This is a genomic window from Bradyrhizobium sp. NAS80.1 (assembly GCF_001908205.1).
Classification (GTDB): domain Bacteria; phylum Pseudomonadota; class Alphaproteobacteria; order Rhizobiales; family Xanthobacteraceae; genus Bradyrhizobium.
Map to the genome: position 1 here is coordinate 1 of NZ_LGHL01000129.1, position 23682 is coordinate 23682.

The 23682-nt window shown below is 63.5% G+C and carries 27 protein-coding genes, 1 tRNA gene and 2 pseudogenes; 16 read left to right on the forward strand and 14 right to left on the reverse strand.

Annotated features, from left to right (window positions below):
• The 6 genes from AC629_RS27965 to AC629_RS49015 form a co-directional block, all read left to right on the forward strand.
• Nucleotides 1-269 (forward strand): cupin domain-containing protein (locus AC629_RS27965; RefSeq protein ID WP_143199504.1); only part of this gene is annotated, 269 nt, incomplete at its 5' end.
• A 40-nt stretch (nucleotides 270-309) separates the two neighbouring features.
• The gene (locus AC629_RS27970; RefSeq protein ID WP_084808120.1) at nucleotides 310-1233 is read left to right on the forward strand and encodes a complex I NDUFA9 subunit family protein; all 924 of its coding nucleotides are present in this window, start codon (nucleotides 310-312) and stop codon (nucleotides 1231-1233) included.
• 395 nt (nucleotides 1234-1628) lie between these two features.
• Nucleotides 1629-2672, forward strand: coding sequence for an AmmeMemoRadiSam system radical SAM enzyme (amrS, locus tag AC629_RS27975; protein ID WP_349531250.1), 1044 nt, complete (start codon nucleotides 1629-1631; stop codon nucleotides 2670-2672).
• A gap of 10 nt (nucleotides 2673-2682) precedes the next feature.
• Complete coding sequence (locus tag AC629_RS27980) at nucleotides 2683-2925, forward strand: hypothetical protein (protein WP_210419119.1); 243 nt, start codon at nucleotides 2683-2685, stop codon at nucleotides 2923-2925.
• A complete protein-coding gene (locus tag AC629_RS50720; RefSeq protein ID WP_502693058.1) occupies nucleotides 2822-3040 on the forward strand; it encodes a hypothetical protein in 219 nt (72 codons plus the stop codon). The genes AC629_RS27980 and AC629_RS50720 overlap by 104 nt, the downstream gene beginning before the upstream one ends.
• Nucleotides 3041-3250: 210 nt before the next feature.
• On the forward strand, nucleotides 3251-3448 hold the full coding sequence (locus AC629_RS49015; protein WP_245332018.1) for a hypothetical protein: 198 nt from the start codon (nucleotides 3251-3253) through the stop codon (nucleotides 3446-3448).
• A gap of 125 nt (nucleotides 3449-3573) precedes the next feature.
• Here the strand turns inward: AC629_RS49015 and AC629_RS27990 are convergent, their stop codons facing one another.
• From AC629_RS27990 to AC629_RS49960, 4 genes are all read right to left on the reverse strand, one after another.
• Nucleotides 3574-4851 (reverse strand): S41 family peptidase, encoded by a 1278-nt coding sequence (locus tag AC629_RS27990; protein ID WP_168195599.1) that lies wholly within the window; start codon nucleotides 4849-4851, stop codon nucleotides 3574-3576.
• Between the two features lie 235 nt (nucleotides 4852-5086).
• Nucleotides 5087-5545, reverse strand: a complete 459-nt coding sequence (locus AC629_RS49020; protein WP_245332019.1) for a hypothetical protein — start codon at nucleotides 5543-5545, stop codon at nucleotides 5087-5089.
• 561 nt (nucleotides 5546-6106) lie between these two features.
• Complete coding sequence (locus AC629_RS28000; protein ID WP_283848025.1) at nucleotides 6107-6688, reverse strand: RNA-dependent RNA polymerase family protein; 582 nt, start codon at nucleotides 6686-6688, stop codon at nucleotides 6107-6109.
• Nucleotides 6573-6902: a hypothetical protein gene (locus tag AC629_RS49960; RefSeq protein ID WP_349531251.1), complete on the reverse strand. Its 330-nt coding sequence runs from the start codon at nucleotides 6900-6902 to the stop codon at nucleotides 6573-6575. Before AC629_RS49960 ends, AC629_RS28000 begins: the two co-directional genes overlap by 116 nt.
• 15 nt (nucleotides 6903-6917) lie before the next feature.
• Here AC629_RS49960 and AC629_RS50725 point away from each other — a divergent pair.
• A pseudogene (locus AC629_RS50725) lies at nucleotides 6918-7208 on the forward strand (DUF5372 family protein); the annotation flags it as partial.
• Nucleotides 7209-7607: 399 nt separating this feature from the next.
• Here AC629_RS50725 and AC629_RS28005 read toward each other — a convergent pair.
• Nucleotides 7608-7680: transfer RNA gene (locus AC629_RS28005), tRNA-Ile, on the reverse strand.
• Nucleotides 7681-7775: 95 nt separating this feature from the next.
• Entirely contained in the window at nucleotides 7776-8333 is a 558-nt protein-coding gene (locus AC629_RS28010) for an HNH endonuclease (RefSeq protein ID WP_074122301.1), read from the reverse strand.
• A gap of 165 nt (nucleotides 8334-8498) precedes the next feature.
• Between AC629_RS28010 and AC629_RS47120 the strand changes: the two genes are divergently transcribed.
• On the forward strand, nucleotides 8499-8654 hold the full coding sequence (locus AC629_RS47120; protein WP_168195600.1) for a hypothetical protein: 156 nt from the start codon (nucleotides 8499-8501) through the stop codon (nucleotides 8652-8654).
• A 262-nt stretch (nucleotides 8655-8916) separates the two neighbouring features.
• Here AC629_RS47120 and AC629_RS45690 read toward each other — a convergent pair whose 3' ends face one another.
• From AC629_RS45690 to AC629_RS28035, 6 genes are all read right to left on the reverse strand, one after another.
• A complete protein-coding gene (locus AC629_RS45690) occupies nucleotides 8917-9138 on the reverse strand; it encodes a hypothetical protein (protein WP_143199506.1) in 222 nt (73 codons plus the stop codon).
• Nucleotides 9139-9336: 198 nt separating this feature from the next.
• Entirely contained in the window at nucleotides 9337-9555 is a 219-nt protein-coding gene (locus AC629_RS28015; RefSeq protein WP_084808122.1) for a hypothetical protein, read from the reverse strand.
• Nucleotides 9552-10532, reverse strand: a complete 981-nt coding sequence (locus AC629_RS28020; RefSeq protein ID WP_084808132.1) for a peptidyl-alpha-hydroxyglycine alpha-amidating lyase family protein — start codon at nucleotides 10530-10532, stop codon at nucleotides 9552-9554. Before AC629_RS28020 ends, AC629_RS28015 begins: the two co-directional genes overlap by 4 nt.
• Before the next feature lie 149 nt (nucleotides 10533-10681).
• Nucleotides 10682-12445: a flavin-containing monooxygenase gene (locus tag AC629_RS28025; RefSeq protein WP_084808123.1), complete on the reverse strand. Its 1764-nt coding sequence runs from the start codon at nucleotides 12443-12445 to the stop codon at nucleotides 10682-10684.
• 135 nt (nucleotides 12446-12580) lie between these two features.
• Nucleotides 12581-13666: a DUF2855 family protein gene (locus AC629_RS28030; RefSeq protein ID WP_084808134.1), complete on the reverse strand. Its 1086-nt coding sequence runs from the start codon at nucleotides 13664-13666 to the stop codon at nucleotides 12581-12583.
• 95 nt (nucleotides 13667-13761) lie between these two features.
• The gene (locus AC629_RS28035) at nucleotides 13762-14409 is read right to left on the reverse strand and encodes a DNA-3-methyladenine glycosylase family protein (RefSeq protein ID WP_084808133.1); all 648 of its coding nucleotides are present in this window, start codon (nucleotides 14407-14409) and stop codon (nucleotides 13762-13764) included.
• 115 nt (nucleotides 14410-14524) lie between these two features.
• Between AC629_RS28035 and gluQRS the strand changes: the two genes are divergently transcribed.
• Nucleotides 14525-15394 carry a tRNA glutamyl-Q(34) synthetase GluQRS gene (gene gluQRS, locus AC629_RS28040; protein ID WP_084808124.1) on the forward strand — a complete coding sequence of 290 codons (870 nt, stop codon included), beginning with the start codon at nucleotides 14525-14527 and terminating at the stop codon, nucleotides 15392-15394.
• Between the two features lie 105 nt (nucleotides 15395-15499).
• A complete protein-coding gene (locus AC629_RS28045) occupies nucleotides 15500-16780 on the forward strand; it encodes an ATP-binding protein (protein ID WP_084808125.1) in 1281 nt (426 codons plus the stop codon).
• Here the strand turns inward: AC629_RS28045 and AC629_RS28050 are convergent.
• Nucleotides 16707-17600 carry a YihY/virulence factor BrkB family protein gene (locus AC629_RS28050; RefSeq protein ID WP_084808126.1) on the reverse strand — a complete coding sequence of 298 codons (894 nt, stop codon included), beginning with the start codon at nucleotides 17598-17600 and terminating at the stop codon, nucleotides 16707-16709. The two genes, AC629_RS28045 and AC629_RS28050, sit on opposite strands and share 74 nt — an antisense overlap.
• Before the next feature lie 291 nt (nucleotides 17601-17891).
• On the opposite strand from AC629_RS28050, the gene AC629_RS28055 reads away from it, so the two are divergent.
• The 6 genes and pseudogenes from AC629_RS28055 to AC629_RS28080 all read left to right on the forward strand — a co-directional run bounded on the left by AC629_RS28055 (nucleotide 17892) and on the right by AC629_RS28080 (nucleotide 22141).
• The gene (locus AC629_RS28055; protein WP_084808127.1) at nucleotides 17892-18086 is read left to right on the forward strand and encodes a twin transmembrane helix small protein; all 195 of its coding nucleotides are present in this window, start codon (nucleotides 17892-17894) and stop codon (nucleotides 18084-18086) included.
• Nucleotides 18087-18175: 89 nt separating this feature from the next.
• Nucleotides 18176-18749: pseudogene (locus AC629_RS28060) on the forward strand (cob(I)yrinic acid a,c-diamide adenosyltransferase).
• 125 nt (nucleotides 18750-18874) lie between these two features.
• Nucleotides 18875-19624: an electron transfer flavoprotein subunit beta/FixA family protein gene (locus AC629_RS28065; RefSeq protein ID WP_084808128.1), complete on the forward strand. Its 750-nt coding sequence runs from the start codon at nucleotides 18875-18877 to the stop codon at nucleotides 19622-19624.
• Nucleotides 19624-20574, forward strand: coding sequence for an electron transfer flavoprotein subunit alpha/FixB family protein (locus tag AC629_RS28070; RefSeq protein ID WP_084808129.1), 951 nt, complete (start codon nucleotides 19624-19626; stop codon nucleotides 20572-20574). Before AC629_RS28065 ends, AC629_RS28070 begins: the two co-directional genes overlap by 1 nt.
• A 208-nt stretch (nucleotides 20575-20782) precedes the next feature.
• The gene (locus AC629_RS28075) at nucleotides 20783-21664 is read left to right on the forward strand and encodes a 3-hydroxybutyryl-CoA dehydrogenase (RefSeq protein ID WP_084808135.1); all 882 of its coding nucleotides are present in this window, start codon (nucleotides 20783-20785) and stop codon (nucleotides 21662-21664) included.
• A gap of 276 nt (nucleotides 21665-21940) precedes the next feature.
• The gene (locus AC629_RS28080) at nucleotides 21941-22141 is read left to right on the forward strand and encodes a hypothetical protein (protein WP_084808130.1); all 201 of its coding nucleotides are present in this window, start codon (nucleotides 21941-21943) and stop codon (nucleotides 22139-22141) included.
• 149 nt (nucleotides 22142-22290) lie between these two features.
• Here the strand turns inward: AC629_RS28080 and gdhA are convergent, their stop codons facing one another.
• Nucleotides 22291-23661 carry an NADP-specific glutamate dehydrogenase gene (gene gdhA / locus AC629_RS28085; RefSeq protein ID WP_084808131.1) on the reverse strand — a complete coding sequence of 457 codons (1371 nt, stop codon included), beginning with the start codon at nucleotides 23659-23661 and terminating at the stop codon, nucleotides 22291-22293.
• Nucleotides 23662-23682: the final 21 nt, after the last annotated feature.

Below are 23682 nucleotides of genomic sequence, written 5' to 3' on the forward strand. Positions count from 1 at the left end.
CCCGCATCACATTTCCGGCACAGATGCCGTCCAACCCGCCACACCATCGGTCGGGCGCGGCTCTTTATTTCATCATTTCGGGCACTGGAGCGAATACGATCGACGGTAAGACTGAAACCAGGGGGCCGGGCTCCTTGATCTATGAACCGCACACCCTCGTCCACCAATGGGGAAACCCGGGCAGCGAGCCGTTGGTATTCTTGGCCTTCAACATCAATCCGGAAGGTGTGGCGGCCGTGTTTCCAGAGGCGCCAGCAAAGAAGCAATAAGCCGACGGCGCGCGGCCCATCGTACTGGCGCATTTGAACCATGGCGGCAACCAACGATCGCACCGTCACCGTATTCGGTGGAACCGGCTTTCTCGGCCGCCACATCGTTCGGCATCTGCGCAATCACGGCTTTTTCGTCCGAGCCGCGTCAAGGCATCCAGATGGGGGGTACCGACTGTTTGGGTTTGATGATCCGCAACTTCAATCCGTCCAGGCCGACATTCAAGACGAGCGGTCAGTCGTGGATGCGCTTGCCGGCGCTTACGGCGTCGTAAATGCGGTCAGCCTTTACGTCGAGCGCGGACAACAAACCTTTCACTCCATTCACGTCGAGTCTGCCCAACGGGTGGCAGCTCAAGCACGCCGAGCCGGAGTTGAACGGTTCGTTCATGTTTCAGGAATCGGCGCGGATGCCGCGTCACCATCCCTATACGTTCGAAAGCGCGGCGAAGGCGAATTGGCGGTCCGGGCAGCATTCCATGATGCACTGCTCGTCCGCCCGGCGGTGATGTTCGGACCGGATGATGCTTTTCTCAACACCATCCTCAAGCTTCTTCGCCAGCTTCCAATCTATCCGATGTTCGGCCGCGGCCTGACTAGGTTGCAACCGGTCTATGTCGATGATGTTGCGGAAGCGGCCGCTCAACTTATTCGGCGACCCGAGACGCCTTCGACAATCTTCGAGTTCGGCGGTCCATGCGTTTACTCTTATCAAGAATTACTCAGAGCTGTTGGGCATCACGCTGGCGCCGCGCCCCTGTTCATTCCAATCCCATTTTCCGTTTGGCACGCACTCGCGTGGTTCTCCGAACTATTGCCGCAACCGGCCCTCACACGGAATCAAGTCGAACTGATGCAGATCGACACCGTGACATCGCCAGGGATGCCTGGATTTGCCGAGCTAGGAATCACGCCGCAGTCAGTCGAGGCCTTACTCCAGACGCTGCTACCGACTTCCGGATGAGGGCATCGATTAGTTCACTTCAACAGCTGGCGGTTTCGCGCACTCGAGTAAGCAAGTCTCTTATGCTGCAGTGCAGGGTTCGCTCTTGGACCTCAGCGGCCGAGATTGTCGACGGCTCGACTTACGATCTCCACCGATCAGGAATAGAATGAGCCGACGTCCGCGGGCGCTCGTGCCCGTAAGGCGGACCCGAGTGGATGTCGTCGCGCAACTCTCCGTCCGTCACGTCCGCTCAAAAAACGAGGTTTGCCCAGCGATCCACAACGACGAATTCTATGACCGAACTTGGGCGTTTGGAAGGCGTTCCTGGCCGCTACTGGCACCGTCTTGAAGACGGCCGGATCCAGTGTGATGTGTGCCCGCGCTATTGCAGGCTCAACGAAGGTTAGCGCGGCTTGTGCTTCGTGCGCGGCCGACAGGACGACCGGATCGTGCTCACGACGTACGGCCGTTCCTCGGGCTTCTGTGTCGATCCGATCGAGAAGAAGCCGCTGAACCACTATCTGCCCGGAACTCCCGTGTTGTCCTTTGGCACCGCCGGGTGCAATCTGACCTGCAAGTTCTGCCAGAACTGGGACATCTCCAAAGCGCGAGAGCTCGACCGGCTCCAGGACGCAGCCTCGCCGGAAGATATTGTCGAGGCCGCGATTGCCACAGGCTCGCGCTCCATCGCCTACACCTATAATGACCCGGTCGTCTTCCTCGAATATGCCGTGGACGTTGCGAGGGTGGCGCGCCGTCGCGGGATCAAGAACGTGGCGGTCACAGCCGGCTACATTGACGCGGCGGCACGGGAGGAGCTTTACAGCTTCATGGACGCCGCCAATGTCGACCTCAAGGCGTTCACCGAGGAGTTCTACAAGCGGCTATGCACAGGCCATCTCGGCGCCATCCTCGAGACGCTCGAGTATCTGAAGTACAGGACGAAAGTCTGGTTCGAGATCACAACGCTGCTGATCCCTGGTCACAATGACAGCCCCGAGGAGGTGAAAAAGCTCAGCGAATGGGTGATGAGGAGGCTGGCACCCGACGTGCCCTTGCATTTCACCGCTTTCCACCCTGACTACAAGATGCTGGATCTCCCGCCTACACCGGCCTTCACGCTGACGAGGGCTCGCGATATAGCCCGCGAGGTCGGGCTGCAGTTCGTCTACACCGGGAATGTCCATGACGAGAGGGGCCAAAGCACGTACTGCCCAAGCTGCGGCGAGTTGGTCATCGGCCGAGATTGGTATGAGATCACCACTTGGCGCCTCACCGAGAACGGCCGCTGCGGCATTTGCTCCACGGCGATCCCCGGGTTGTTCGAGACACGCCCTGGCAGCTGGGGGGCGGCGGCGCGTCCCGATCCGGATCGGCAGCATGGAAGGCACTTGAACGAGGATGATGCCGGCGCCGAGGCGCCCCAGGGCTTGCGTGTTGGAGTGGGACTCTGGTGAGGAGGTCACGATGACGATTGACAGCACCACATTTGGCACGATTACGATTGACGGAAAACTGTATGAGCACGACGTGGTCGTTCGTGTTTCCGGCGAAGTGGTGAAGCGGAAAAAGAAGCTATCAAAAAAAGCTCTACGGTACCTCGCACGTGCTTTCAGAAGACGAGGCAAAATTTCTCTTCGAGAAGGGCTGCGACCAGGTCGTCATTGGCTCGGGTCAGTTCGGCAACGTTCACCTATCACCCGAAGCTGAAGCCTATTTTGAAAGAAAGGGCTGCGAGGTCCTGTTAAAGCCCACACCCGAAGCGATCCAGATGTTCAACCGGTCGCGCGCAAAGAGGATCGGGCTCTTTCACGTAACGTGTTGAAAGAAATGCCAGAGTGAACGCGATCGAGCTGTACCTCAGTTCCGCACCGCGTGATCAGATCAAGTGCGGTTCCTTTCGCGCAGCCCTCGACGCCTTGGACCGGCAGAGACAGGTTGATCTCGCCGCAAGCCTGGTGGCACGGCATCTCACGCTCGGCCATTCGCCGCAGGGCGCTGTTCGCCACGCTCGCGCATGCGGTGCTGCGCGAAGATGCAGGCTTTGCTGGAGGCGGGAGTCCGGCAATTCGGCGCGTGGGGCGACACGGACGAGGGCCGGCACATCCTCATCGCGGTTGCCCGCTATCTGGCGGCCCATTCACCGACCGAACGCGCGTCACTGCAGATAGCCGATATCGCCCGCCGCTTGATGCGGGGTGGCGAGCTGCATCAAGAGGCTGGATCGTCCTGACGTCACGCGCTGAGGGTGCACTAAGGGCGATCTGAAGTGACAAAAACCCGCGCTGGCGAACCGAGACGCGCTTCCAATTACCATTTGCGCGTTGCCTCCGCTTTGCGAATGAGTGTGACGCCGGATCAGGTCCCGGACAGAACCGCGACAGCACGGCTCAGTTGGGGGTCGTCCGACCCGGCGGAGGCCGCGCCTGCCTGGACCTCGATCGTCGGGGTCACGCCCGCGCCCTCAAGGCGCTCGCCATCGACCCGGACATCTTCGACTGCGAGCAGCAGCAAGCCGCTTCCGATGAGGAATGCGGTGGCGGCAAGAACCGCGCCCTCTGTCCGGGTGCCAATGAGCTCGCCCAACCGGTACTTTTTGAAGCCATAGGCCAGGACCTCCTTACCGCTGCGCGTACCGCCGTTGATGAGCATCGCAACGGGCTTGCGCCACTTCACATTCACGAATGCGGTAGTACCGCGTTGGTCGGTGACCTGCATCGTTGGCGCTCGGGGGTTGAACAGGTCGAGATATTCGGGTTGCGCGCCGCCCCAGCCATCCCGCAAATCCCAGATCAGCGCGTCCGCGCCTTTCAACGCCCCTTGAGACAGCAGGTGTTCAAGAGCGCGTTGATAGATGGACCCGGCATAGCACCAAACATGGACATAGCCGATGCGCCGTCCGTTAGACTCAATGATCCGCGCACTCGACTCCAACCCACGCAGGAACATTTTGGTGGGCTCGAGGTCGACCGGCATAACCGGGATTTGCACCATCGAGGCGCCCCGACGGACCTCCAAGATGACCGATTTGCCCACCTTCCCACGGAATGACCCGACCGGCTCAAATGCGGTCCCGTCAGCCGCAATTATTTCGTCACCGGCACGGAGGCCCGCCTGCTGAGCCGGCGTTCCATCGATGACGCCGGTGATTGTGTTCCTCGCCTCGAAAGCTGAAATGAGGCCGATCCCAGGGTAGGAAACGCGGCCGTCTGGGAACGCGCGCTGCAGTCCCCGCCGTCGCAGTGCGCCGACAAAGATGTCCGCAAGCTGATAATATTCCGGCTCATCCGGCGTGTAGAAACGCGTGTGCGAAGCGTGCAGCTCAGACAGCATGGCATTGATGACGCGCGCCAGGGAGTCCTGGGAAGTGGCCCGCTGCACGTCTGGAAGATATCTCTCCCGAACCGCCGGCCAGTCCAGTCCGTTGTGGCGCGGATCGTAAAAGCGATCACGCACGGTCTGCCAAACGCTCTCGAAGGTCGCGACACCATCAGCTGGAACGTCGGCGCTGCTGGTTTCTCGCTCTTGAGGCTCCGCGGTGCTCGGAGCCTTCGCAGCCACGACACATGCCGTAACCATGGCTGCCAGTCGCAACACGTGGCGACGCGAAAGCGATGGATCGATAGCCTCGTTCATCGTCTGATCTCGCGGTGGAGCGCCTGCCGGGCGCATTCGCCGGCCATGCGATGCCGGCGCATTACCGAATGCTCGCGCTCCGTTGGCGAAAGGAGGCGATGAGGTCAAGACATGCCAGACCACGATAGCGATCCTGCCACCACGAGGCTACTTCCCGCAGGACTTTCGCCTGGGGCTCACGCCCTGTTGAGATGAAGTCGCCGTCAGGACGGGCGTCACGGCGGCGATTGCGGAATCAGTCGTCCGCGATGGCCGCCAAACCCGCCCTTGCATCGAGAAATCGCCCAACCAGCAGTGCTCCCCGAAGGGTCCGGCTCGAGCTTAAGAGGGAGACGAGCCCCAACGCCATTAGCAGCACGCCGAGCCAGGTCGCCGTCCCCCCTCTCCCGTCGTCGCCCGCCTCGGCGATGGGAACGGCGACCGGGGTCGCGGGAGGCACGGGGGCGGTCACCGCGTCGTTGGCGGCTGGCGCGGCCGCCAGAAGCGTCTCCACGTCGACCAGGTGCGACGTGGGATGGTCAGGTGTGAGCTGATCGCTCGCGGGTTTGGCGACGACGGGTGCCGGCGGGATGAGCGCCGCAGCCGCCATGGCGGACACGGGAGCGGCATCAGCCACCTTGAGCTCGGGCGCGGGCGGCGTCGGATGAGGCGTTTCCGCCGGCGCGGAGCGCAGCAGCTCCGCACGTGCCTCCACGACCTCCTCCCGCTTGCGCAGCGCTGTCGTGATCTTCTCGCGAATGCTTCGCTGCGTGACGATGAACCGGCTTCTTCGCCGTCGCGATCCCCTCAGCGGCCTGGAACCAGCATTTGCGGTGACCGTCGAAACGATAGACCCAGTGCTGGCCGTCGGCCGTCGACTTGCCTGGTTGCGGGAGGCACTCCTCTGCAGCGGGAGCGGGCGCAGTAGCTTGCCTGGGAGACGCATGGAACAGGTCGTCGAAGGGATTCGAAGACGCAGGCGACGTCGTGAGACCTACCAAAAGGAGACAAGCGGAGAAGCAAAATCGCAAATGACCGGACATGGAAACCCCCGGTGTTGCGCCCCGCCCGCGCACGACCTTTGGCCGCGACCTGGGTCCCAATGCGGCTCAAATCTGGCACTGCGGTGGATTCATTCTGGTCTCGCGGATCACCGCGAAGACGATGTGGCCGACCTTGCCGGGTCGTGGTCGAGTAGCTCGGCCATTTGGCTTTGCCCTCACAGATCCGGGCATGCGGCTTTCCCGCACCCGGCTCTTCCCGAGAGTAACCCGCGTCATATCCGCGCCTGCGCCCATGTGCGAGTGATGCGTAGCATAGGCAGGCGGAAGCGCGCCGTCAGGGTCTCGAACTCCGGCCAGCCCATGCGCCGACTTTTCTGGCTGCGCCGCCTCAGGCACCGCAGCCAGGTCCGACGCACTTCGCGGTAGAAGCCATTGAGCGCTGGATAATTGTGCGGCCTGCCGTAGTAGCCATAGTGCCCGCGCAGAACGGCGGCGAGCCACTCGTGCTGCTTGGCCAGTGGCGCGTGCATGAGCCGCCATGAATCCTGGCGCAACGCCGTCAGCTTGCGCGTCAGGCGTTTCCCTTCCGTCTTGTGCTTCACGATGAACCGGCCATCTCGAGTCCGCCCGCAGTAGCGGGTGAAGCCGAGGAAGGCGAAGGTCTCTGGCCGCCGCTCGCCGCGGCGCTGACGCGAGACGGCCGCGAACCGGCCAAACTCGATCAGCCGCGTCTTGCCCTCATGGAGCGCCAAGCCGGAGCTGGCCAGCCGCGCCCTGAGGGCCAAGAGCATTTCCTGCGCATCTGCCTTGTTCTCGAACCCCATGACGAAGTCGTCGGCATAGCGCACGGTCACGACGCGACCGCGTGCGTGGCAACGACGCCATCGGTGGACCCAGAGGATCGAGCATGTAGTGCAGGAAGATGTTGGCAAGGAGCGGGCTGATGCCTGCCCCTTGCGGCGTGCCCCTGTCCCTATCCTGCTTCTCGCCGCTCTCCAGAATGCCAGCTCGCAGCCACAGCCCGATAAGCCGTAGAATGCGAGGATCGGCGATCCTGTGCGCCATCATCCGCAACAGCCACTCGTGGTCGACCGAGTCGAAGGAAGCTGTCTCACACTACTCACCTCAAAATCGGCGACAATCGTACGCGAGCGGCATCCATTTGAGGGCCGCTCGTTGCCGATTATGGGCACGATAAAGCGAGGCGGCACTCTGCTGCTGCTTATCGTACTTCCAGATGGCAGCCGTTCCCTCATTCCGGCGAGTTGGACGGACTGGCACTCCTCCAATGCCGATCAGCCACCCGAATCGAGCATCGTTCATAGCGAGGTTTGTCTGGCGTCACTCGCAGATTTGCTACACGCGCGGGTCCTCGTGGATTCTCTTCTGGGTCGCTGTCTGGTTCCACAGGCGCCAATGACCGACGAGGAGGGTTGCCATACAACTGACTCTGGCGTTTCTCGAAGCAGTCACCGCACAACCAACATTGAGCGACCACCTCGACGGCCAAGCACGCATCGAGGCCGTCAGGATTCTTGCGCGCATCATCGCGCAAGCGATCATCGCGGCCGATCAAAACGAAAAGGAAACGACCGATGAATGAACTCACAAAGATCGGCGCTCCACATCTGAACCGCGCCGCCTACGTCTATCTTCGACAATCCACGCCCGCCCAAGTCGAACACAATCGCGAGTCGACACAACGTCAATATGCCTTGGCGGTTCGGGCAACTGCGCTCGGCTGGTCACGACAATCATCCCAACATCCACCGACTGGCCCGGCAGGACTCGAACCAGCAAGCAGACCGTTATGAGTGGCCGGCTCTGACCATTGAGCTACAGGACATCGCTCCCACGAACCTGCCTTTTTGGAACTTTCGCGACGCACTTATGTGGTGTTTGACGCTCTTATGAGGTGCGCGACATCTGCCAGCGCCAGTCCTACGGATCCAGCTCCGTATCCCAGTAGAGATAGTCCAGCCAGCTGTCGTGCAGATAGTTCGGCGGGAAGAGGCGGCCGTTGCGGTGGAGCTGGTGCACGGTCGGCGCGAACGCGCTCTGGCGCGGGAACATTTTTGCCTGTGCCGGCGTGAGGTTGCCCTTGCGCAGGTTACAGGGCGAGCACGCCGCGACCACGTTCTCCCAGGTGGTCTGGCCGCCTTTGCTGCGCGGGATGATGTGATCGAAGGTGAGGTCTTCGGGCGAGCCGCAATATTGGCAGGCGAAACGATCGCGCAGGAAGACGTTGAAACGGGTGAAGGCAGGATGGGTGGACGGCTTGACGAAGGACTTGAGCGAGACGACGCTCGGCAGCTGCATTTGCAGCGTAGGACTTCGAACCGCCTGATCGTAATGCGCTACGATATTGACGCGGTCGAGGAACACCGCCTTGATCGCGTCCTGCCACGACCACAACGACAGTGGGTAGTAACTCAGCGGCCGGAAGTCCGCATTCAGGACCAGCACCGGCCAACTGCCTTGCGAGACATGTGCGTTCAAGTAACGCTCCCGGCCTCCAATGTACGCTGCGAAGCAGCATGTATTGACATACTACATGCAGCGTGACGGGATTGTGAAGCCCGTTGAGCGACTTATTCAGGCGCAGGCAATGCGGCGGTAGGGTGGCAAAACGCTCAATAATGCCGCGATTTGGGCGGGATCCATGTGAGGCTGGCTCGCCGTGCTGCTCGCGGCCTGCTGGGTGCCGCGCTGATTCGCTGTGCTGCGGCCGAGGATTATCCGCGCCCCGTTACCATGATCGTGCCGTTCCCGGCGGGCGGCGCCACCGATACCCTGGCGCGGTTCCTCGGCGAAGCCTGAACCCCGTGTTGAAGCAGCCTATCGTGATCGAGAATGTCGGCGGTGCGGCCGGCTCGCTCGGCGTCGGCCGCGCGGTGCGCGCTTCGATCGGTTGCGCGATCTCGAGCCGGTCATCCTGATCGGCAGCGAGCCGCTGCTCATCGTCGGCCGCAGGGACCTGCCGGCAGACGATCCGACGTCGGGCAATTTGAAAGGCTGCTCCCGCAGATCAGCGAGGGCCGCTAATGCGCGTTCGCCCCGTCCGTTCTGGGGAGCAGCCACTTCAGAATGACGCACGAGCGGGGGTGCGCTGCGAAGCGGGGGGCCTATTTTTCTTCTTGCCGTAGTTTGGTGAATTGATACCCGCGCAAATTCGGTCAGAGCACCCCCGGCCCTTGCCGTCGAACTTGCTTGCATAAGCACGGGTCGAGTGCATTGGGGCCGAGATGGAGTAGGTGAGAATAGCCAAAACAAATACCGCAACAATGCCGACGATTATCTTCATTGCGCTTCCCTCCAAATGCTTGATCGCGAGCGGTCAAAACAACCGCTCACCACCAACCATAAGCGAGATACTCAACCCTGAATAGCGATCCGGAGATCAGACCTACCGACCGGTGGCCGCCTGATGCGTCCCGAGGCCTCGCCCGGTGTCTAGTATCGGCGACGCCGATTCCGCGCATCGGCGAGGCGCGCTTACGGGTCACCGCCGATGTCCCAGTCCCTTCGCTTCCTTCACCGATGCGCGGCCGGTCTCAATCACCGACTGCGCCTGCTTCGGCAGCGCATCGCCGGCCCGCTTCTGCACCTTCCAGTGCGACCGCGTGAACTTGTCGATCTCAATTCGCTCCAGTTGCTTCTTGGTGGTGCCGTCAGTTTGCCCGATCCGACCGACGATAGTGCGGACGGTGCGCTGGCTCACGGCTCCCGCATCCGCTCCAGCTTCTGCAAACACCGCGTGCTGCGCACGAAGGCCGGCATCTCCTCGTCCGGAAAGCTGGTCTTCCAGTCGGTGACACCGACCTCGCCGACATAGATGTCGCCCTTCGAATCCAGCGCGATGCCGTGCGGTGCCAGGAATTTTCCGCTGGCCACGCCCGGCCCTTCCTCGCCGCCGAGCCGTGCGATGCGCGTTCCCTTGGCGTCCACGATCGAGAGCCGTGGGCCGAGATTGGGTACCTTGCGGTTGACGGCCATGCCGGGGCCGAGCTCGCCGATGACGAAGGTCGGGTTCGTGCCGCCGCCGCAGCAGCACAGCGCGCAGGGACGATGCAGATTGTTCCACTGCGTCTCGTACTTGCCCTCGCCATTGAACACCTGCACGCGGTGGTTCTCGCGGTCGGCGACATAGACCCAGCCGTCGGCGTCAGTGGCGATGTTGTGCACGATGTTGAACTGGCCGGGATCGGTGCCCGGCTCGCCCCAGCTCTTCATCAGCTTGCCGTCCGGCGTGAACTTGTGCACGCGCGCATTGCCATAGCCGTCGGAGACGTAGATCTCGCCCTTCGGCGACAGCGCGGTGTGGGTGCAGCGATGGAAGGGATTGCCGCTCATGAACGGCGCCGGCTTCTCGGGGATGCCGATGGTCAGCAGCACCTTGCCGTCAGTGGTGCATTTGCGCACGGTGTGGTCGCCGTCATCGGTGCAGTAGAGATTGTCGTCGGCATCGATATGAAGGCCGTGGGCGCGGGAGAACAGCCCTTCGCCCCAGCTGCGCAGGAAATTGCCCTCGCGGTCCAGCACCACCATCGGATGGGCGCCACGATTGAAGACGTAGATGCGATCCTTGCTGTCGACCGCGACCGAGGCGACATCGGTGAGCTGCCAGCCGTCCGGCAGCTTTGCGAAGTTGTCGACGACGCGGTAACGGTGCTCGCCGGTGCCGAGAATGGCTGGCATGGGCATTCTCTCCTTCTGTCATTCCGGGGCGCGACGAAGTCGCGAGCTATGATGCGCAATTGCGCATCTGAGAATCCATTTTGCAGCAGATTTTGCGGTTGGATGGATTCCGGGTTCGCGCTGCGCGCGCCCCGGAATGACGGGTGTGTTTACGTCCGCCCCAAAATCCCTTCCTCGATCGCCTTGATCTGCAGCGCGAGATATTTCGAGTTGACGCGGCACTGCGCGAGGCTGCCGGCAATGAACCACAGGCCGGGCTGCTTCGTGCGCGCATACATGTTGCGGAGTTCAAAGCCGTCGCCAAAGCCCCAGACCGGGCCGACGCGGTCGGCGATGCCATCGCCGAACAGCTTCCGCACCAGATATTCCTGCGGCTTGTAGCCGGTGGAGAGCACGATCAGGTCGGCGGGAACAGTCGCGCCGTCCTTCATCCGCGCGCCCTCCGCCGTGAAGCTCTCGATGTCGGAGAATTGCCTGAGCTTGATCGCGCCCTCGACGATGAGGTTGGAGCAGCCGACGTTGAAATAATAGCCGCCGCCGCGGGTGAGGTATTTGAACTGCCAGCCGGTGCCGGCCTCGCCGAAATCGAGCTTGAAGCCGACGCTCCGCAATCCGTCGAGCAGCTCCTTGTCGAGCTCCTTTGATTGCTCCGTCAGCATGACATGCGTCTTCTTCGCGAGCGGCGTCGGCATCGAGGCCGCGATCAGGTCGTTGTCCTCGAGCGTGCCCTCATTGTAGGTCGCGTAGGCAAGCTGCGCCGACGGCTCGATATTGGTGACGAGCGTCGGTGAGCGCTGCACCAGCGTCACCTCGGCGCCGCTGGAGCAGAGGTCTTGCGCGATGTCATGGCCGCTGTTGCCGGTGCCGATGACGAGGGCGCGCTTGCCTGTCCAGTTTTCGCCGTCTTCGTAGCGGCTCGAATGCAGCAGCGTGCCCTTGAAATTGTCGAGCGTCGGAATGTCCGGCATGTTGGCGATGCCGCTGACGCCGGTCGCCATCACCACGTGGCGAGGATGCATGGTGCGCTTGCTGCCGTCAGCGCGCCGCAGCGTCACGGTCCAGCGACCCTTCGCACCGTCGTAGGCGCCGCTCTCGAATTCGGTGCCAGTCCAGAAGTTCAGCTCCATGGCATCGACGTAAGCTTCGAACCAGTTGGCGAGCTTGTCCTTGGGGATATAGGTCGGCCAGTTCGGCGGGAAAGGCATGTAGGGGAGGTGATTGACCTGCACCTGATTGTGCAGTGTCAGCGCATGATAGCGCTTGCGCCAGTTGTCGCCGATCCGTGTCTCGCGATCGACGATCAGCGTGTCGACCTTCAGCTGCTTCAGCCGCGCCGCGATCGCGAGCCCGGCCTGGCCGCCGCCGACCACGAGCACGGAGGAATCGCGGTCAGCATAGTCGCGCGAGGCGTTGCGCAAGTCGAGCCAGTTCGGCCCGCGGAAATCGCTCGAATAGGCCTGCCCGCGCGGGCGCGAGGTGCCGAGCTGCTCCTCGAAGCCCTTGAGCTCGTCGAGTGCGGTGAGCAGCGTCCATGCCTTCAGGCGATCGCCGTCGGAAGGGTCGGGCACGAGCCGCACGATGCCGCTGCCCCGGCCGACCTCGGTCTCGAAATTGAAGATCGCCTCGATGTTGTTGGTGCCGGCGCGCGTCACCCAGCGCGGCGCCGCGCGGTTCGGCGCGATCTTGAGGCTCGTCGGCGTCGCCTTCGGTGCCAGCGTCGTCAGCTCGCGCGTGATCGCATCTCGGCCGGCAAGCGTCTGCAGGTTCCAGCTCAGCGCCAGCACGTCGCGCCAAAAGCTGTCGGGGAGGAAGAGGCGGTCGAGCGCGGCGGGATCGGGCTTGCCCAGCGTGCGCTCGAATTCATCGAGCCAGGCTTGCGCGGAGACGGAAATATCCTTGGTACGGTCCAGCATGCGCGACCTCGTGGCCGTCTTCGCGGCGTTTCCTCTCGGGCATGATCCGGAAAAGTGTAGAGCGGTTTTCCGAAGAGATCATGCTCCAATCATAGAGGTCGACGCTATACCGGTCCGAAGGTCGTCAAAAGCGCTTTACCCGAGCAGCGAGAGCATGTGGCCCTGCTCAGGGGGAATACGCCCCTTCAGCGTGTCGAGATAAACCTGCCGCACCGCCTCAGGCCCGCGGCTCTCGACAACGGTCAGGCACTTCTCCAAGAGCGGCGTGAAACCCGACCATGCTGCACCAAAGCGTTGCTCGATGCCGCCAGGACGCCACTCCTTGGCCCGCTTGCGGATCTGGTCGGGTGCGGAGAACCAGCGTGGTTTTGCGCCCGGCAACTCGCCCTCATCGGCGTCGGTGGCGCGATGCGTCAATCCGACGCGCATGGAGCATTTCATCCGCTCGCCGAAATGCCGGTGCAATGTGGCGCGTAGCGCGCTGTTGCCGGCCATGTCGATGAAGGCGGCCGGCGTGTCCGATGGCAGCGACGTCACGCGATCATAGGTGACGACCTCGTCATAGCAGCCGAGCGAGGTGACGAAGCCGGTATTGTTCGCCGAGGTCAATCCGACCACCTTGCGGCCGCGCGCGTGCAGCAAATGGGCGAGCCCGAACGCGGTCTTGCTCGAGGCGCTCGAGAGCAGCACGGTGCGCGCGCCGAAATCGTCGTTCTCGGCCAGAAAATCGTCGGCCAGCAACGACAGCATGAACAGCGGCCGCACGAGCGCCTGGTAATCGCCCTGCCGCCCGGCATAAGCGGGATTGCCGCTGACGCGCGCATAGGCATTGTAGACCGGCGCCACGCCTTGCCGGTGCGCGGCACCGTCGCGCAGGCCGCGTTTGCTGACGTCGGTCGCCTCGATGACGAGATGCGTGGCCATCGGGAAATAGCCGAACAGGCGCTCGCCTGTGGGGACGTTCGGATGTTTCGAGGCGATCACCTCGCCAAAGCCCCACACCGGAATGTTGCCGAAGCCATCAGGTGCAGGAAAGAGCTGCCAGTATTTCACCTCGTCGCCGAGCACGGCGTAGGTGATGTTGTTGGCGGTGAAGGCGAAGCGATCGACCTTCACCAGCAGCGCATCATGTGGCAGGGCATCGGCTGCAGGATGAGTGGTTGCGATCGTCTTGCAGGTTTCGAAATCGTTTCGCGCAACGATGAAGTCGGTGGCTGTCATGATGTCGATCCCGGCTCTTGTCCGTGCCGGCATCTCATCGATCACGTGCGCGCCGTTTGCAACAGCAACATAGTTTTAAACGCTGTTCGGCGGCTTCAGGCGGTCAGCACGCCCTCGCGCATCTTCACCGCGCGGTAGTAGCTCCACCACAGATGCGCTGCCGCGCCGCGCAGGGGACGCCAGGGTTCGGCCAGCGGCGCCATCTGCTTTTCCGTCGGCCGTGCCTGAAGGCCCAGGCCAATCTTGATCCCCTCCTGTACGGCGAGGTCGCCGGCGGGCCAGGCATCGCCGTGGCCGAGACAGAACAGGAGATAGACGTCCGCGGTCCACGGCCCGATGCCGGGCAACGCGACCAGCGTGTGATGCGCGGCGTCGGCATCCTCTTCCGCCAGCACGTCGAGGTTCAGTCGCTGTGCGGTGATCTCGCGCGCGAGATGTTTCAGCGTCTTGATTTTCGCGGCGGACAGTCCGAGCCGCCCGAGCCGGTCGGTGCGAGCGCGGCGCACGGCTTCATGGTCGAACGGATCGAAGGCGGCAGAGAGCCGTCCCCAGATAGCCGCCGCGCTTGCGGTCGAGAGCTGCTGCCCGCAGACGATGTGGGCAAGCCCCGTAAAGCCCGGCTCGCGCCGCCGCAAAGCGGGCATGCCGGCGATCTGGAACACGGGCTTGAGGCGTGGATCGCGCTTAATCAGCGCGTGGATGGCTTCTTCGAGATCGGACTGGGTTTCAAGGTGGATGGTCATGTGGCTCAACTCGTGATGCGCGGGCTTGACCCGCGCATCCATCTCCTATCGTAACAGAGTCCTGGAAGATGGATTGCCGGGTCAAGCCCGGCAATGACGAATACACCGAGAACTCATGCCACCCGTTTTCCGATTTGCCCCCAGCCCGAACGGCCTCCTGCATCTCGGGCACGCCTATTCGGCGCTGCTGAACTTCGATCGCGCACGCGACACCGGCGGGCGGCTGTTGCTGCGCATCGAGGACATCGACGCGACGCGCTGTCGGCCGGAATATGAGACGGCGATCTACGAAGATCTCGCCTGGCTCGGGATTTCCTGGGAGACGCCGGTGCGGCGGCAGTCCGAGCATCTCGGCGAGTACCGCGCCGCGCTGGAAAAGCTCTCCGCGCTCGGCGTCGTCTATCCCGCCTTCGAGAGTCGCGCCGAGATCGCAAAGCTCGTAGCCGCGCGTGAGGCGGACGGGCCGTGGCCACGTGACCCCGACGGCGCGCCGCTTTATCCCGGCACCGCGAAATCGCTGCCCGCCGATGAGCGCGACCGGCTAATCGCCTCCGGCGCGTCCTATGCGCTGCGACTCGATATGGCGGCCGCCTGCCGCCGCGCCGCCAGCCTGACCTGGAATGAGCTGGGCGAGGGACCCGACGGCGAGCGCGGCACCGTCCCGGCGCGGCCCCAGGCCTGGGGGGACGTCATCCTGGCCCGCAAGGAGACGCCGACCAGCTACCATCTCTCCGTGGTCGCGGACGACGCCCTCCAGTCTGTTAGCGAGGTTGTGCGGGGCCAGGACCTGTTTCACGCCACCTCAGTCCATCGTCTGCTCCAGGTTCTGCTCGGCTTGCCGGAGCCCGCCTATCGCCACCATCCGCTGATTCGCGACGAGGCCGGTAGGAAGCTGTCGAAATCGAGCCGCGCGACCGGTCTGCGGGAGTTGCGCGACGCCGGTGTTTCGGCTGCGGCGATCCGCCGGCTGGTGGGATTAGGTTAAGTTTCTCTGGGGTTTAGCCAAACGTCGCCGTGACTCCTGGGGTTCCGCCGTGCCATGCTCGCTTCACGACCCCGGGGGTCGAAGGGGATGCTTCAAAGGGGATTTATGGCGGCGAAAACGCGCGCAGCGCGCACCACGCGGACGTCCAGGCGACCGCCTCGGAAGCAGTCCGGGGCGGCTGGCACGGCGCGTCAGCGCAGCGCTAAGACCGTCGCGCCTGACGTGGTTCAGGCCGCGCTTGCCGCCTTTGCCCATGAGGTCCGCACCCCCCTGACCGGCATTCTGGCGATCAGCGACCTGCTCGCGACCTCAGATCTCGGTGAGCGGGAGCGGCGCTGGGCCGACACGATCAAGGCCGGTGCCGAACATCTGGCGAGCCTTGCCACGCTGTTCGTGGATGCGGCCCGGACCGGCAAAGGGGCCGGGAAGGGCGGCAGCACACTGCGGCAGGACCTGTTCGACCTGCGCGCGCTCGCCCGCAGCACCGGCGATTCGCTGGCCGGACGCGCAGCGGCCAAGGGCCTCCAGGCGCAGATCGACATCTCCGAAAAGCTTCCCGGGCTGGTGGTCGGCGATCCCGTCCGCCTGCGCGCCGCGCTTGAGAACCTGATCGACAATGCCGTGAAATTCACCGAGCGGGGCGCCGTGGCGCTCGCGGTCGCGCCGTGGCGTCCCGCCAAAGGCAAGAGCGGTGAGAAGGCGAAGAGCAGAGGCCGGGTCGGCGTCGCCTTCTCGGTCTCCGACAGCGGTATCGGCCTGACCATGGCCGAGATCAAGCGGCTGTTCCGTCCGTTCACCCAGGCCAACGTCACCATTGCATCGCGCTTCGGCGGTGCCGGGCTCGGGCTGTCCTCGGTGAAGCAACTCGCGCGCGCGATGGGTGGCGACATCACGGTCGCGCCGCGCCGCGGCGGTGGCGCCACCTTCACATTGACAGTGTCGCTGGATGCGACGGGATCAGGCAAGTCCGGCAAGTCGAAGAACGATGGTGAGGCGGATGCGCTATCGGCACTGCGCGTGCTCAGCGTCGAGGACAATCCGTTCGGCCGCGTCGTGCTCAACACCATCCTGACCGAACTCGGTCATCATGCTGAATTCATCGGGCGCGGCGAGGACGCTGTCGACCGACTCGCCCAAGGCACTTTCGACGCGGTTTTGATGGATATGGTGCTGCCGGGCATCGACGGCGTCGAGGCCATCCGGCGGATCCGCACCATGCCGGCGCCGCTGGCCCAGATCCCCATCATCGGTGTCTCCGGGCGCGGCGAGGACGAGGCGGCTTCGCGCGAAGCCGGCGCCGACGCCTTCCTGGTCAAGCCTGTGTCTCCTCGGGCTTTAGCGACTGCGCTGCTTGAAGCGAAACGCCGTGAGGAAGTCGCGACTTGATGATCGCGGCGTTGAGCTCGCCGCCGTAAACGAAGATCGCGGCGATGAAGTACAGAAACACCAGCGCGATGATCACCGAGGCCAGCCCCGCATACATCGTCACATAGTTGTTGGCGAAGCGCGCCAGATATTGGCCGAACACGATGCCCGAGATCAGCGACGCCACCATGGTGAAGACGATACCGGGCACGATCTGGAAGAAGCTGCGCCGCCCCGCCGGCAGCCAGGCGTGCAGGATGAACAGCGCCACCACCAGCGCGCCGATGGTGATGCCATAGCGCAGCCAGTTGAGGATGCTCTCGTTGCTTTCGACGAACAGCGGAATGTGGCGCCGCGCCGCCTCGATGATGAGCGGGCCGAGCACGATCAGGAACGCCATGGCCAGCGCGGTGAAGGCCGCAACCAGTGTGTAGCCGATCGATTCCAGCCGCAGCCAATACCAGCGCCGCATCTCCACCACGGCATAGGCGCGGTTGAGCGCAACCCGCAGCGCCTCGACGCCGTTCGAGGCGAAGTAGACCGACAGCACCGCGCCGATGGTCAGCACGCCGGAGCGGGTGGTGGTCAGCACGTCGTGGATTTCGCCCGAGATCGAAGCGGAGACCTGTTTGGGCCAGACATCGAGCATCAGTCCGGCCGCCTGGTCGGCGAGCTCCTTGGAGCCGAAGAAGCCGGCCAGCGAGGTGAGCACGATCAGGAACGGGAACAGCGCCATCAGCGTCGAGAGCGCGATGTGGCTCGCAATCGCCCAGCCGTCGTCGGCCAGGAACGTGTAGAACGCATCCATCACGACGACGTAGATGTAGCGGATGCCCTTCACAGCTTGCCCCTGCGCACACCTTCTCTCCGCAAGCGGGGAGAGGCGATGAAGATGGGCAGTTCGCGCAAATCGGAAATCATCCTGCCAGCTTCTGATATTATCGGCTTAAAAGCCAGATCACGAAGGCGGTCGCTGCTCTCCTCCGTCGTCGTTCCGGGGCGCGCCAACGGGTCCGCGCAGAGCGCGGCCCGATGACAGGCTCCGCGCGAGCCCGTCGCATCGCCCCGGAATGACGCCGATGGCCGTCACGGCACCATGGCGGACCGCCGCACACGGTGTTATCTACCCCCAATGGCATCCCTCCTGAGTACTTTCATCCTGCCGGTGGCAGCCGGCGCCGTGGCGTTGGTGCTGCTGCTCGGTCTCGTCAACATGATGCGCGGCGGCTCGCCCAACACCTCGCAGAAGCTGATGCGCCTGCGCGTGCTGCTTCAGTTCGTGGCGATCGTCATCGCCATGACCGCGGTCTGGGCGATGGGGCGCTAGGGCATGATCCGGACCCGCAGGGCCGCGCCAGCGCAAAGTGAGCAGCGGTTTTCCGGCAAGATCATGCCCCTGAGATCAAGGAGGCCATCATGGTCGTACTGAACCGCATCTATACGAAGACCGGTGACGACGGCACGACAGCGCTCGGCTCGGGCGAGCGGCGTCCGAAATATGATCTGCGCATCGCGGCCTATGGCACGGTCGACGAGACCAATGCCGCGATCGGTGTGGTGCGGCTCCATACGAAGGACGCCCCCCGAGCTCGACGCGATGCTCGGCCGCATCCAGAACGATTTGTTCGACCTCGGTGCCGATCTCGCAGTGCCTGAGCGTGAAGGCAAGGCGGAGCGGTTGCGGGTGGTGGCGAGCCAGGTCGCGCGGCTCGAGCACGACATCGACACGCTCAACGACAAGCTGGCACCGTTGACTTCCTTCGTGCTGCCGGGCGGCACGCCGACCGCTGCCTACCTCCACGTCGCTCGCACGATATGCCGCAGGGCGGAACGGGTGATGGTGGAACTGGCGGCCCGGCCCGGCGAGCCGGTCGGCGCCGCTGGCATCCAGTATATGAACCGTCTGTCGGACTTTTTGTTCGTGGCGAGCCGCGCTGCTAACCATAATGGCGCCGGCGACGTGCTCTGGGTTCCGGGCCAGAATCGCTGACCCATTGAGCAGCGCATTTCTACGGTCTAAAATTTGGCACCTTCGCGCGTTGACCGGGCCGGATCAGGCCTTTAGGTTCCGCGCCAGTTGATAACCCCCCTCCCAAATTGAGTGAAAGAGGATCGATGAAGGTCTTAGTGCCGGTAAAGCGGGTGGTCGATTACAACGTCAAGGTCCGCGTCAAGGGCGATGGATCGGGCGTTGAACTCGCCAACGTCAAAATGTCGATGAACCCGTTCGACGAAATCGCGGTCGAGGAAGCGCTGCGTCTGAAGGAAGGCGGCAAGGCTACCGAAGTCGTTGTGGTCTCCATCGGACCGGCGCAGGCGTCGGAGACGATCCGCACCGGTCTCGCCATGGGCGCCGATCGCGGCATCCTGGTGAAGGCAGAGGGCACCGTCGAGCCGCTCGCCGTCGCCAAGATCCTGAAGAAGGTCGCTGAAGAAGAGCAGCCGGGCCTGATCATTCTCGGCAAGCAGGCGATCGACGACGACAGCAATCAGACCGGTCAGATGCTGGCCGCGCTGCTCGGCTGGTCGCAGGCGACGTTCGCTTCGAAGCTCGAGGTCGAAGGAAGCGACTTCAAGGTTATCCGTGAAGTCGACGGCGGCCTGCAGACCGTGAAGCTGAAGGGACCGGCGATCGTCACCACCGATCTCCGTCTCAACGAGCCGCGTTATGCCTCGCTCCCCAACATCATGAAGGCCAAGAAGAAGCCGATCGCGGAGAAGGCCGTTGCCGATTACGGCGTTGACGTCACCGCGCGCCTCGAAGTTCTGAAGACGGCTGAGCCCGCGGGCCGCAAGGCCGGCGTCAAGGTCAAGGACGTCGCCGAGCTGGTGTCGAAGCTCAAGAACGAAGCCGGGGTGCTCTGATGACGACGCTGTTGATTGCCGAACACGAACACGAAGTCCTCAAGGACTCCACCAACAAGGCGCTCACCGCGGCTTCCCAGCTCGGCGGCGACGTTCACGTGCTGGTCGCCGGTGGCGGGCAGGGCACCAAGGATGCGGCCGAGGCGGCTTCGAAGCTTGCCGGTGTTGCCAAGGTGCTGGTTGCCGAGGGCGAGGCTTACGCGCACGATCTCGCCGAGCCGCTGGCCGCGCTGATCGTCTCGCTGGCGCCGTCCTATGATGCGATCGTCGCGCCCGCGACCTCGCGCTTCAAGAACGTGATGCCGCGCGTCGCAGCCCTGCTCGACGTCATGCAGGTCTCGGAGATCACCAAGGTGGTCGCGCCCGACACCTATGAGCGTCCGATCTATGCCGGCAACGCCATCCAGACGGTGAAGTCGAAGGACGCCAAGAAGGTCATCACGGTCCGCACCTCGACCTTCGCGGCGGCAGCTGCCGGCGGCAGCGCGCCGGTCGAGAGCGTCGCCGCAGTGGCCGATCCGGGCCTGTCGTCCTTCGTCGGCGAGGAAGTCGCCAAGAGCGACCGTCCCGAGCTGACCTCGGCCAAGATCATCGTCTCCGGTGGCCGCGCCATGCAGAGCCGGGAAAACTTCGCCAAGTACATCGAGCCGCTCGCCGACAAGCTCGGCGCCGGCGTCGGTGCCTCACGCGCGGCGGTCGACGCCGGCTATGCGCCGAACGACTGGCAGGTCGGCCAGACCGGCAAGGTCGTCGCCCCCGAGCTGTATGTCGCAGTCGGCATTTCCGGCGCGATCCAGCATCTGGCCGGCATGAAGGACTCCAAGGTGATCGTCGCGATCAACAAGGACGAGGACGCGCCGATCTTCCAGGTCGCCGATTACGGCCTGGTCGCCGACCTCTACCAGGCGGTTCCTGAGCTGACGGCCGAACTCGGCAAGCTCGGCAAGTAAAACGCGTCAAAAACACCGGCCGGAGGTATAAACTCCGGCCGGTATTTCATTTCTGAGGCGTTTTCTTTGGCGTGGGGCACGCCGGGGGAGCGATCCAATCTAGGTTTCGAGCCCAGGTTCTGATTAAATCAAGCTCCTGGTCAAATCAGACCTCCCGGCTTTGGGGATAGGCAGGCGCGACATGCGCGCCGTTCCGGTGGATGACATTATGGCGGCAGTGATCAAGAAGGTCGGCGTGATCGGCGCGGGGCAGATGGGCAATGGCATCGCGCATGTCGCGGCGCTGGCCGGGTTCGACGTGGTGCTCAACGACGTCTCGGCCGACCGCCTCAAGTCGGGCATGGCCACCATCAACGGCAATCTGGCGCGCCAGGTCTCCAAAAAGGCGGTAACCGAGGACGACAAGACCAAGGCGCTTGCGCGCATCAAGCTCGCCGAGAAACTGGACGACCTCGCCGACTGCGACCTCGTGATCGAGACCGCAGTCGAGAAGGAAGAGGTCAAGCGCAAGATATTTCACGAGCTCTGCGCGGTGTTGAAGCCGGAGGCGATCGTCGCCTCAGATACGTCCTCGATCTCGATCACCCGCCTGGCCGCCGCCACCGACCGGCCCGAGCGCTTCATCGGTATTCACTTCATGAATCCGGTGCCGCTGATGGAGCTGGTGGAGCTGATCCGCGGCATCGCCACCGACGATTCGACCTTCGAGGCGTCCAAGGAATTCGTCGCCAAGCTCGGCAAGCAGGTCGCGGTCTCCGAGGATTTCCCGGCCTTCATCGTCAACCGCATCCTGCTGCCGATGATCAACGAGGCGATCTACACGCTGTACGAAGGCGTCGGCAACGTCGAGGCGATCGACGCGGCGATGAAGCTCGGCGCCCACCATCCGATGGGGCCGCTGGAGCTTGCCGATTTCATCGGCCTCGATACCTGCCTGTCGATTATGCAGGTGCTGCATGAGGGCCTGGCCGACTCCAAATATCGCCCGTGCCCGCTGCTGGTGAAATACGTCGAGGCCGGCTGGCTCGGCCGCAAGACCCAGCGCGGCTTCTACGACTACCGCGGCGCCAAGCCGGTTCCGACAAGGTAAGGCAGTCTCGCGCCCCGGACGCAGCGCAGCGCCTCAGCGATGCGCTGCTGAGCCGGGGCCCAGAAGCCGCGTGCACGCTGAAGCATGGGTCCCGGCTCTGCGGTGCGTCAGTCCGGACGATGCTTTGCATCGCCCTGCCATGCCGCGCCGCGTCCGGGACACGGACAGAGCGCAGGCTTTTGTGTCGCATCATGTCCGGGCCACGAAACCGTCCGAAATCTCCACCTCCCGTTAACCCCACGCGCCTAGGCTGCCGCCGGTACGAGGGTTTGCGTAATGGACATGATGGCGATGGTCAGCACCATGCTGGCCGCTCAGCAAGGTGCGCTGCAGTCGAATATCGCGGCGACGCTGATGAAGCAGAACCTGGATATGGAGAAATCCACCGTCCTGACGCTGCTCGGCGCAGGCCAGCAGGCTCCTTCGCTCGCCAATGTCGGCGCCGGCATAGGCGGCAATCTGAATATTTCCGCCTAGTCCAGCGGTTGCGCTTCTGACGCCTCATTCACTCGGTGTCATTCCGGGGCGCCGCCACCGGGCCCGCGCGAAGCGCGGCCCGATGACAGATTCCGCGGCTTCGACCTTGCCAGGCAGGGCGGCGGCCGCGGGAGTGAGAGCACGCGATCTCAGATCACGCCGAGCGCCTCCATCGCCTCCGCAACGCGAACGAAGCTTGCGATGTTCGCGCCCAGGACATAGTCGCCCGGTGCGCCGTAGTCGGCGGCGGTTTCGGCACAGCGATCGTGAATATTGCGCATGATGTCGGCGAGACGCGCTTCGGTTTGCTCGAACGTCCAGCTGTCGCGCGATGCGTTCTGCTGCATTTCCAGCGCCGAGGTGGCGACTCCGCCGGCATTGGCGGCTTTGCCAGGCCCGAACAGAATGCCAGCTTCCTGAAAGGCGCGCACTGCGTCGGGCGTGCATGGCATGTTGGCGCCCTCACCGACGGCGACAACGCCGTTGCGGATCAGTGTCAGCGCATCTTTTCCAGTCAGTTCGTTTTGCGTGGCAGAGGGGATCGCGACTTCGCACGGAACGTCCCAGATCGAGCCTCCCTCGATATAGTGCGTGCCGGCCTTCTTCAGGTGGGCATATTGGGAAATGCGCTCACGTCGAACTTCCTTGATCTCCTTGACGAGCGCGATGTCAATGCCGCCCTCGTCGAGGACGTATCCGTTCGAATCCGAGCAGGCCACGACCTTGCCGCCAAACTCGGCAATCTTTTCCATCGCATAGATCGCGACATTGCCCGAGCCGGAGACCACGACGCGGCGACCGTCGAAGGATTGTGCTTTCGTCCCGAGCATGCTCTGCACGAAATACGTCGCTCCATAGCCGGTCGCTTCCGTGCGGGCGCGGGAACCGCCATAGACGAGCCCCTTGCCGGTCAGGACGCCCGCTTCGTAACGGTTGGTCAGCCGCTTGTACTGCCCGAACATGAAACCGATCTCGCGACCGCCCACGCCGATGTCTCCGGCCGGAACGTCGACATATTCGCCGATGTGACGGTGAAGCTCGGTCATGAAGGACTGGCAGAATCGCATGATTTCGCCGTCAGAGCGCCCGCGCGGGTTGAAATCAGATCCGCCCTTGCCGCCGCCGATCGGCATGCCGGTCAGCGCGTTCTTGAACGTCTGTTCGAAGCCGAGAAACTTGATGATGCCGACGTTCACGGACGGGTGGAAGCGCAGTCCGCCCTTGTAGGGACCGAGCGCCGAGTTGAACTGCACCCTGAAGCCGCGATTGATGCGAACCTGCCCCTTGTCGTCCACCCAGGGCACGCGAAAGATGATCTGCCGTTCCGGCTCACAGAGCCGCTCGATCAGGGCATTGTTGGCGTAGCGTGGATGCTTGGCCACCACGCGGCCGAGACTTCCGAGCACCTCCTTGACGGCCTGATGGAATTCTTCCTCGCCCGCGTTTCTGTGCAGCTGACCTTGCCCCTTGGACTTAATCCAGATTGAAGTTCGCTCTGGCCCATATGAGGACCAGAGCATGAAGCGCAGCCGCTTTACGGA

What these genes read in the sequence shown, in the direction of transcription:
- AC629_RS27970 (WP_084808120.1), top strand. Translation starts at nt 310, where the DNA reads ATGGCGGCAACCAACGATCGCACCGTCACCGTATTCGGTGGAACCGGC.
- AC629_RS27980 (WP_210419119.1), top strand. Translation starts at nt 2,683, where the DNA reads ATGACGATTGACAGCACCACATTTGGCACGATTACGATTGACGGAAAA.
- AC629_RS49015 (WP_245332018.1), top strand. Translation starts at nt 3,251, where the DNA reads ATGCAGGCTTTGCTGGAGGCGGGAGTCCGGCAATTCGGCGCGTGGGGC.
- AC629_RS27990 (WP_168195599.1), bottom strand. Translation starts at nt 4,851, where the DNA reads ATGAACGAGGCTATCGATCCATCGCTTTCGCGTCGCCACGTGTTGCGA.
- AC629_RS49960 (WP_349531251.1), bottom strand. Translation starts at nt 6,902, where the DNA reads ATGATGGCGCACAGGATCGCCGATCCTCGCATTCTACGGCTTATCGGG.
- AC629_RS45690 (WP_143199506.1), bottom strand. Translation starts at nt 9,138, where the DNA reads ATGAAGATAATCGTCGGCATTGTTGCGGTATTTGTTTTGGCTATTCTC.
- AC629_RS28020 (WP_084808132.1), bottom strand. Translation starts at nt 10,532, where the DNA reads ATGCCAGCCATTCTCGGCACCGGCGAGCACCGTTACCGCGTCGTCGAC.
- AC629_RS28025 (WP_084808123.1), bottom strand. Translation starts at nt 12,445, where the DNA reads ATGCTGGACCGTACCAAGGATATTTCCGTCTCCGCGCAAGCCTGGCTC.
- AC629_RS28030 (WP_084808134.1), bottom strand. Translation starts at nt 13,666, where the DNA reads ATGACAGCCACCGACTTCATCGTTGCGCGAAACGATTTCGAAACCTGC.
- AC629_RS28035 (WP_084808133.1), bottom strand. Translation starts at nt 14,409, where the DNA reads ATGACCATCCACCTTGAAACCCAGTCCGATCTCGAAGAAGCCATCCAC.
- gluQRS (WP_084808124.1), top strand. Translation starts at nt 14,525, where the DNA reads ATGCCACCCGTTTTCCGATTTGCCCCCAGCCCGAACGGCCTCCTGCAT.
- AC629_RS28045 (WP_084808125.1), top strand. Translation starts at nt 15,500, where the DNA reads ATGGCGGCGAAAACGCGCGCAGCGCGCACCACGCGGACGTCCAGGCGA.
- AC629_RS28055 (WP_084808127.1), top strand. Translation starts at nt 17,892, where the DNA reads ATGGCATCCCTCCTGAGTACTTTCATCCTGCCGGTGGCAGCCGGCGCC.
- AC629_RS28065 (WP_084808128.1), top strand. Translation starts at nt 18,875, where the DNA reads ATGAAGGTCTTAGTGCCGGTAAAGCGGGTGGTCGATTACAACGTCAAG.
- AC629_RS28070 (WP_084808129.1), top strand. Translation starts at nt 19,624, where the DNA reads ATGACGACGCTGTTGATTGCCGAACACGAACACGAAGTCCTCAAGGAC.
- AC629_RS28075 (WP_084808135.1), top strand. Translation starts at nt 20,783, where the DNA reads ATGGCGGCAGTGATCAAGAAGGTCGGCGTGATCGGCGCGGGGCAGATG.
- AC629_RS28080 (WP_084808130.1), top strand. Translation starts at nt 21,941, where the DNA reads ATGGACATGATGGCGATGGTCAGCACCATGCTGGCCGCTCAGCAAGGT.
- gdhA (WP_084808131.1), bottom strand. Translation starts at nt 23,661, where the DNA reads ATGCTCTGGTCCTCATATGGGCCAGAGCGAACTTCAATCTGGATTAAG.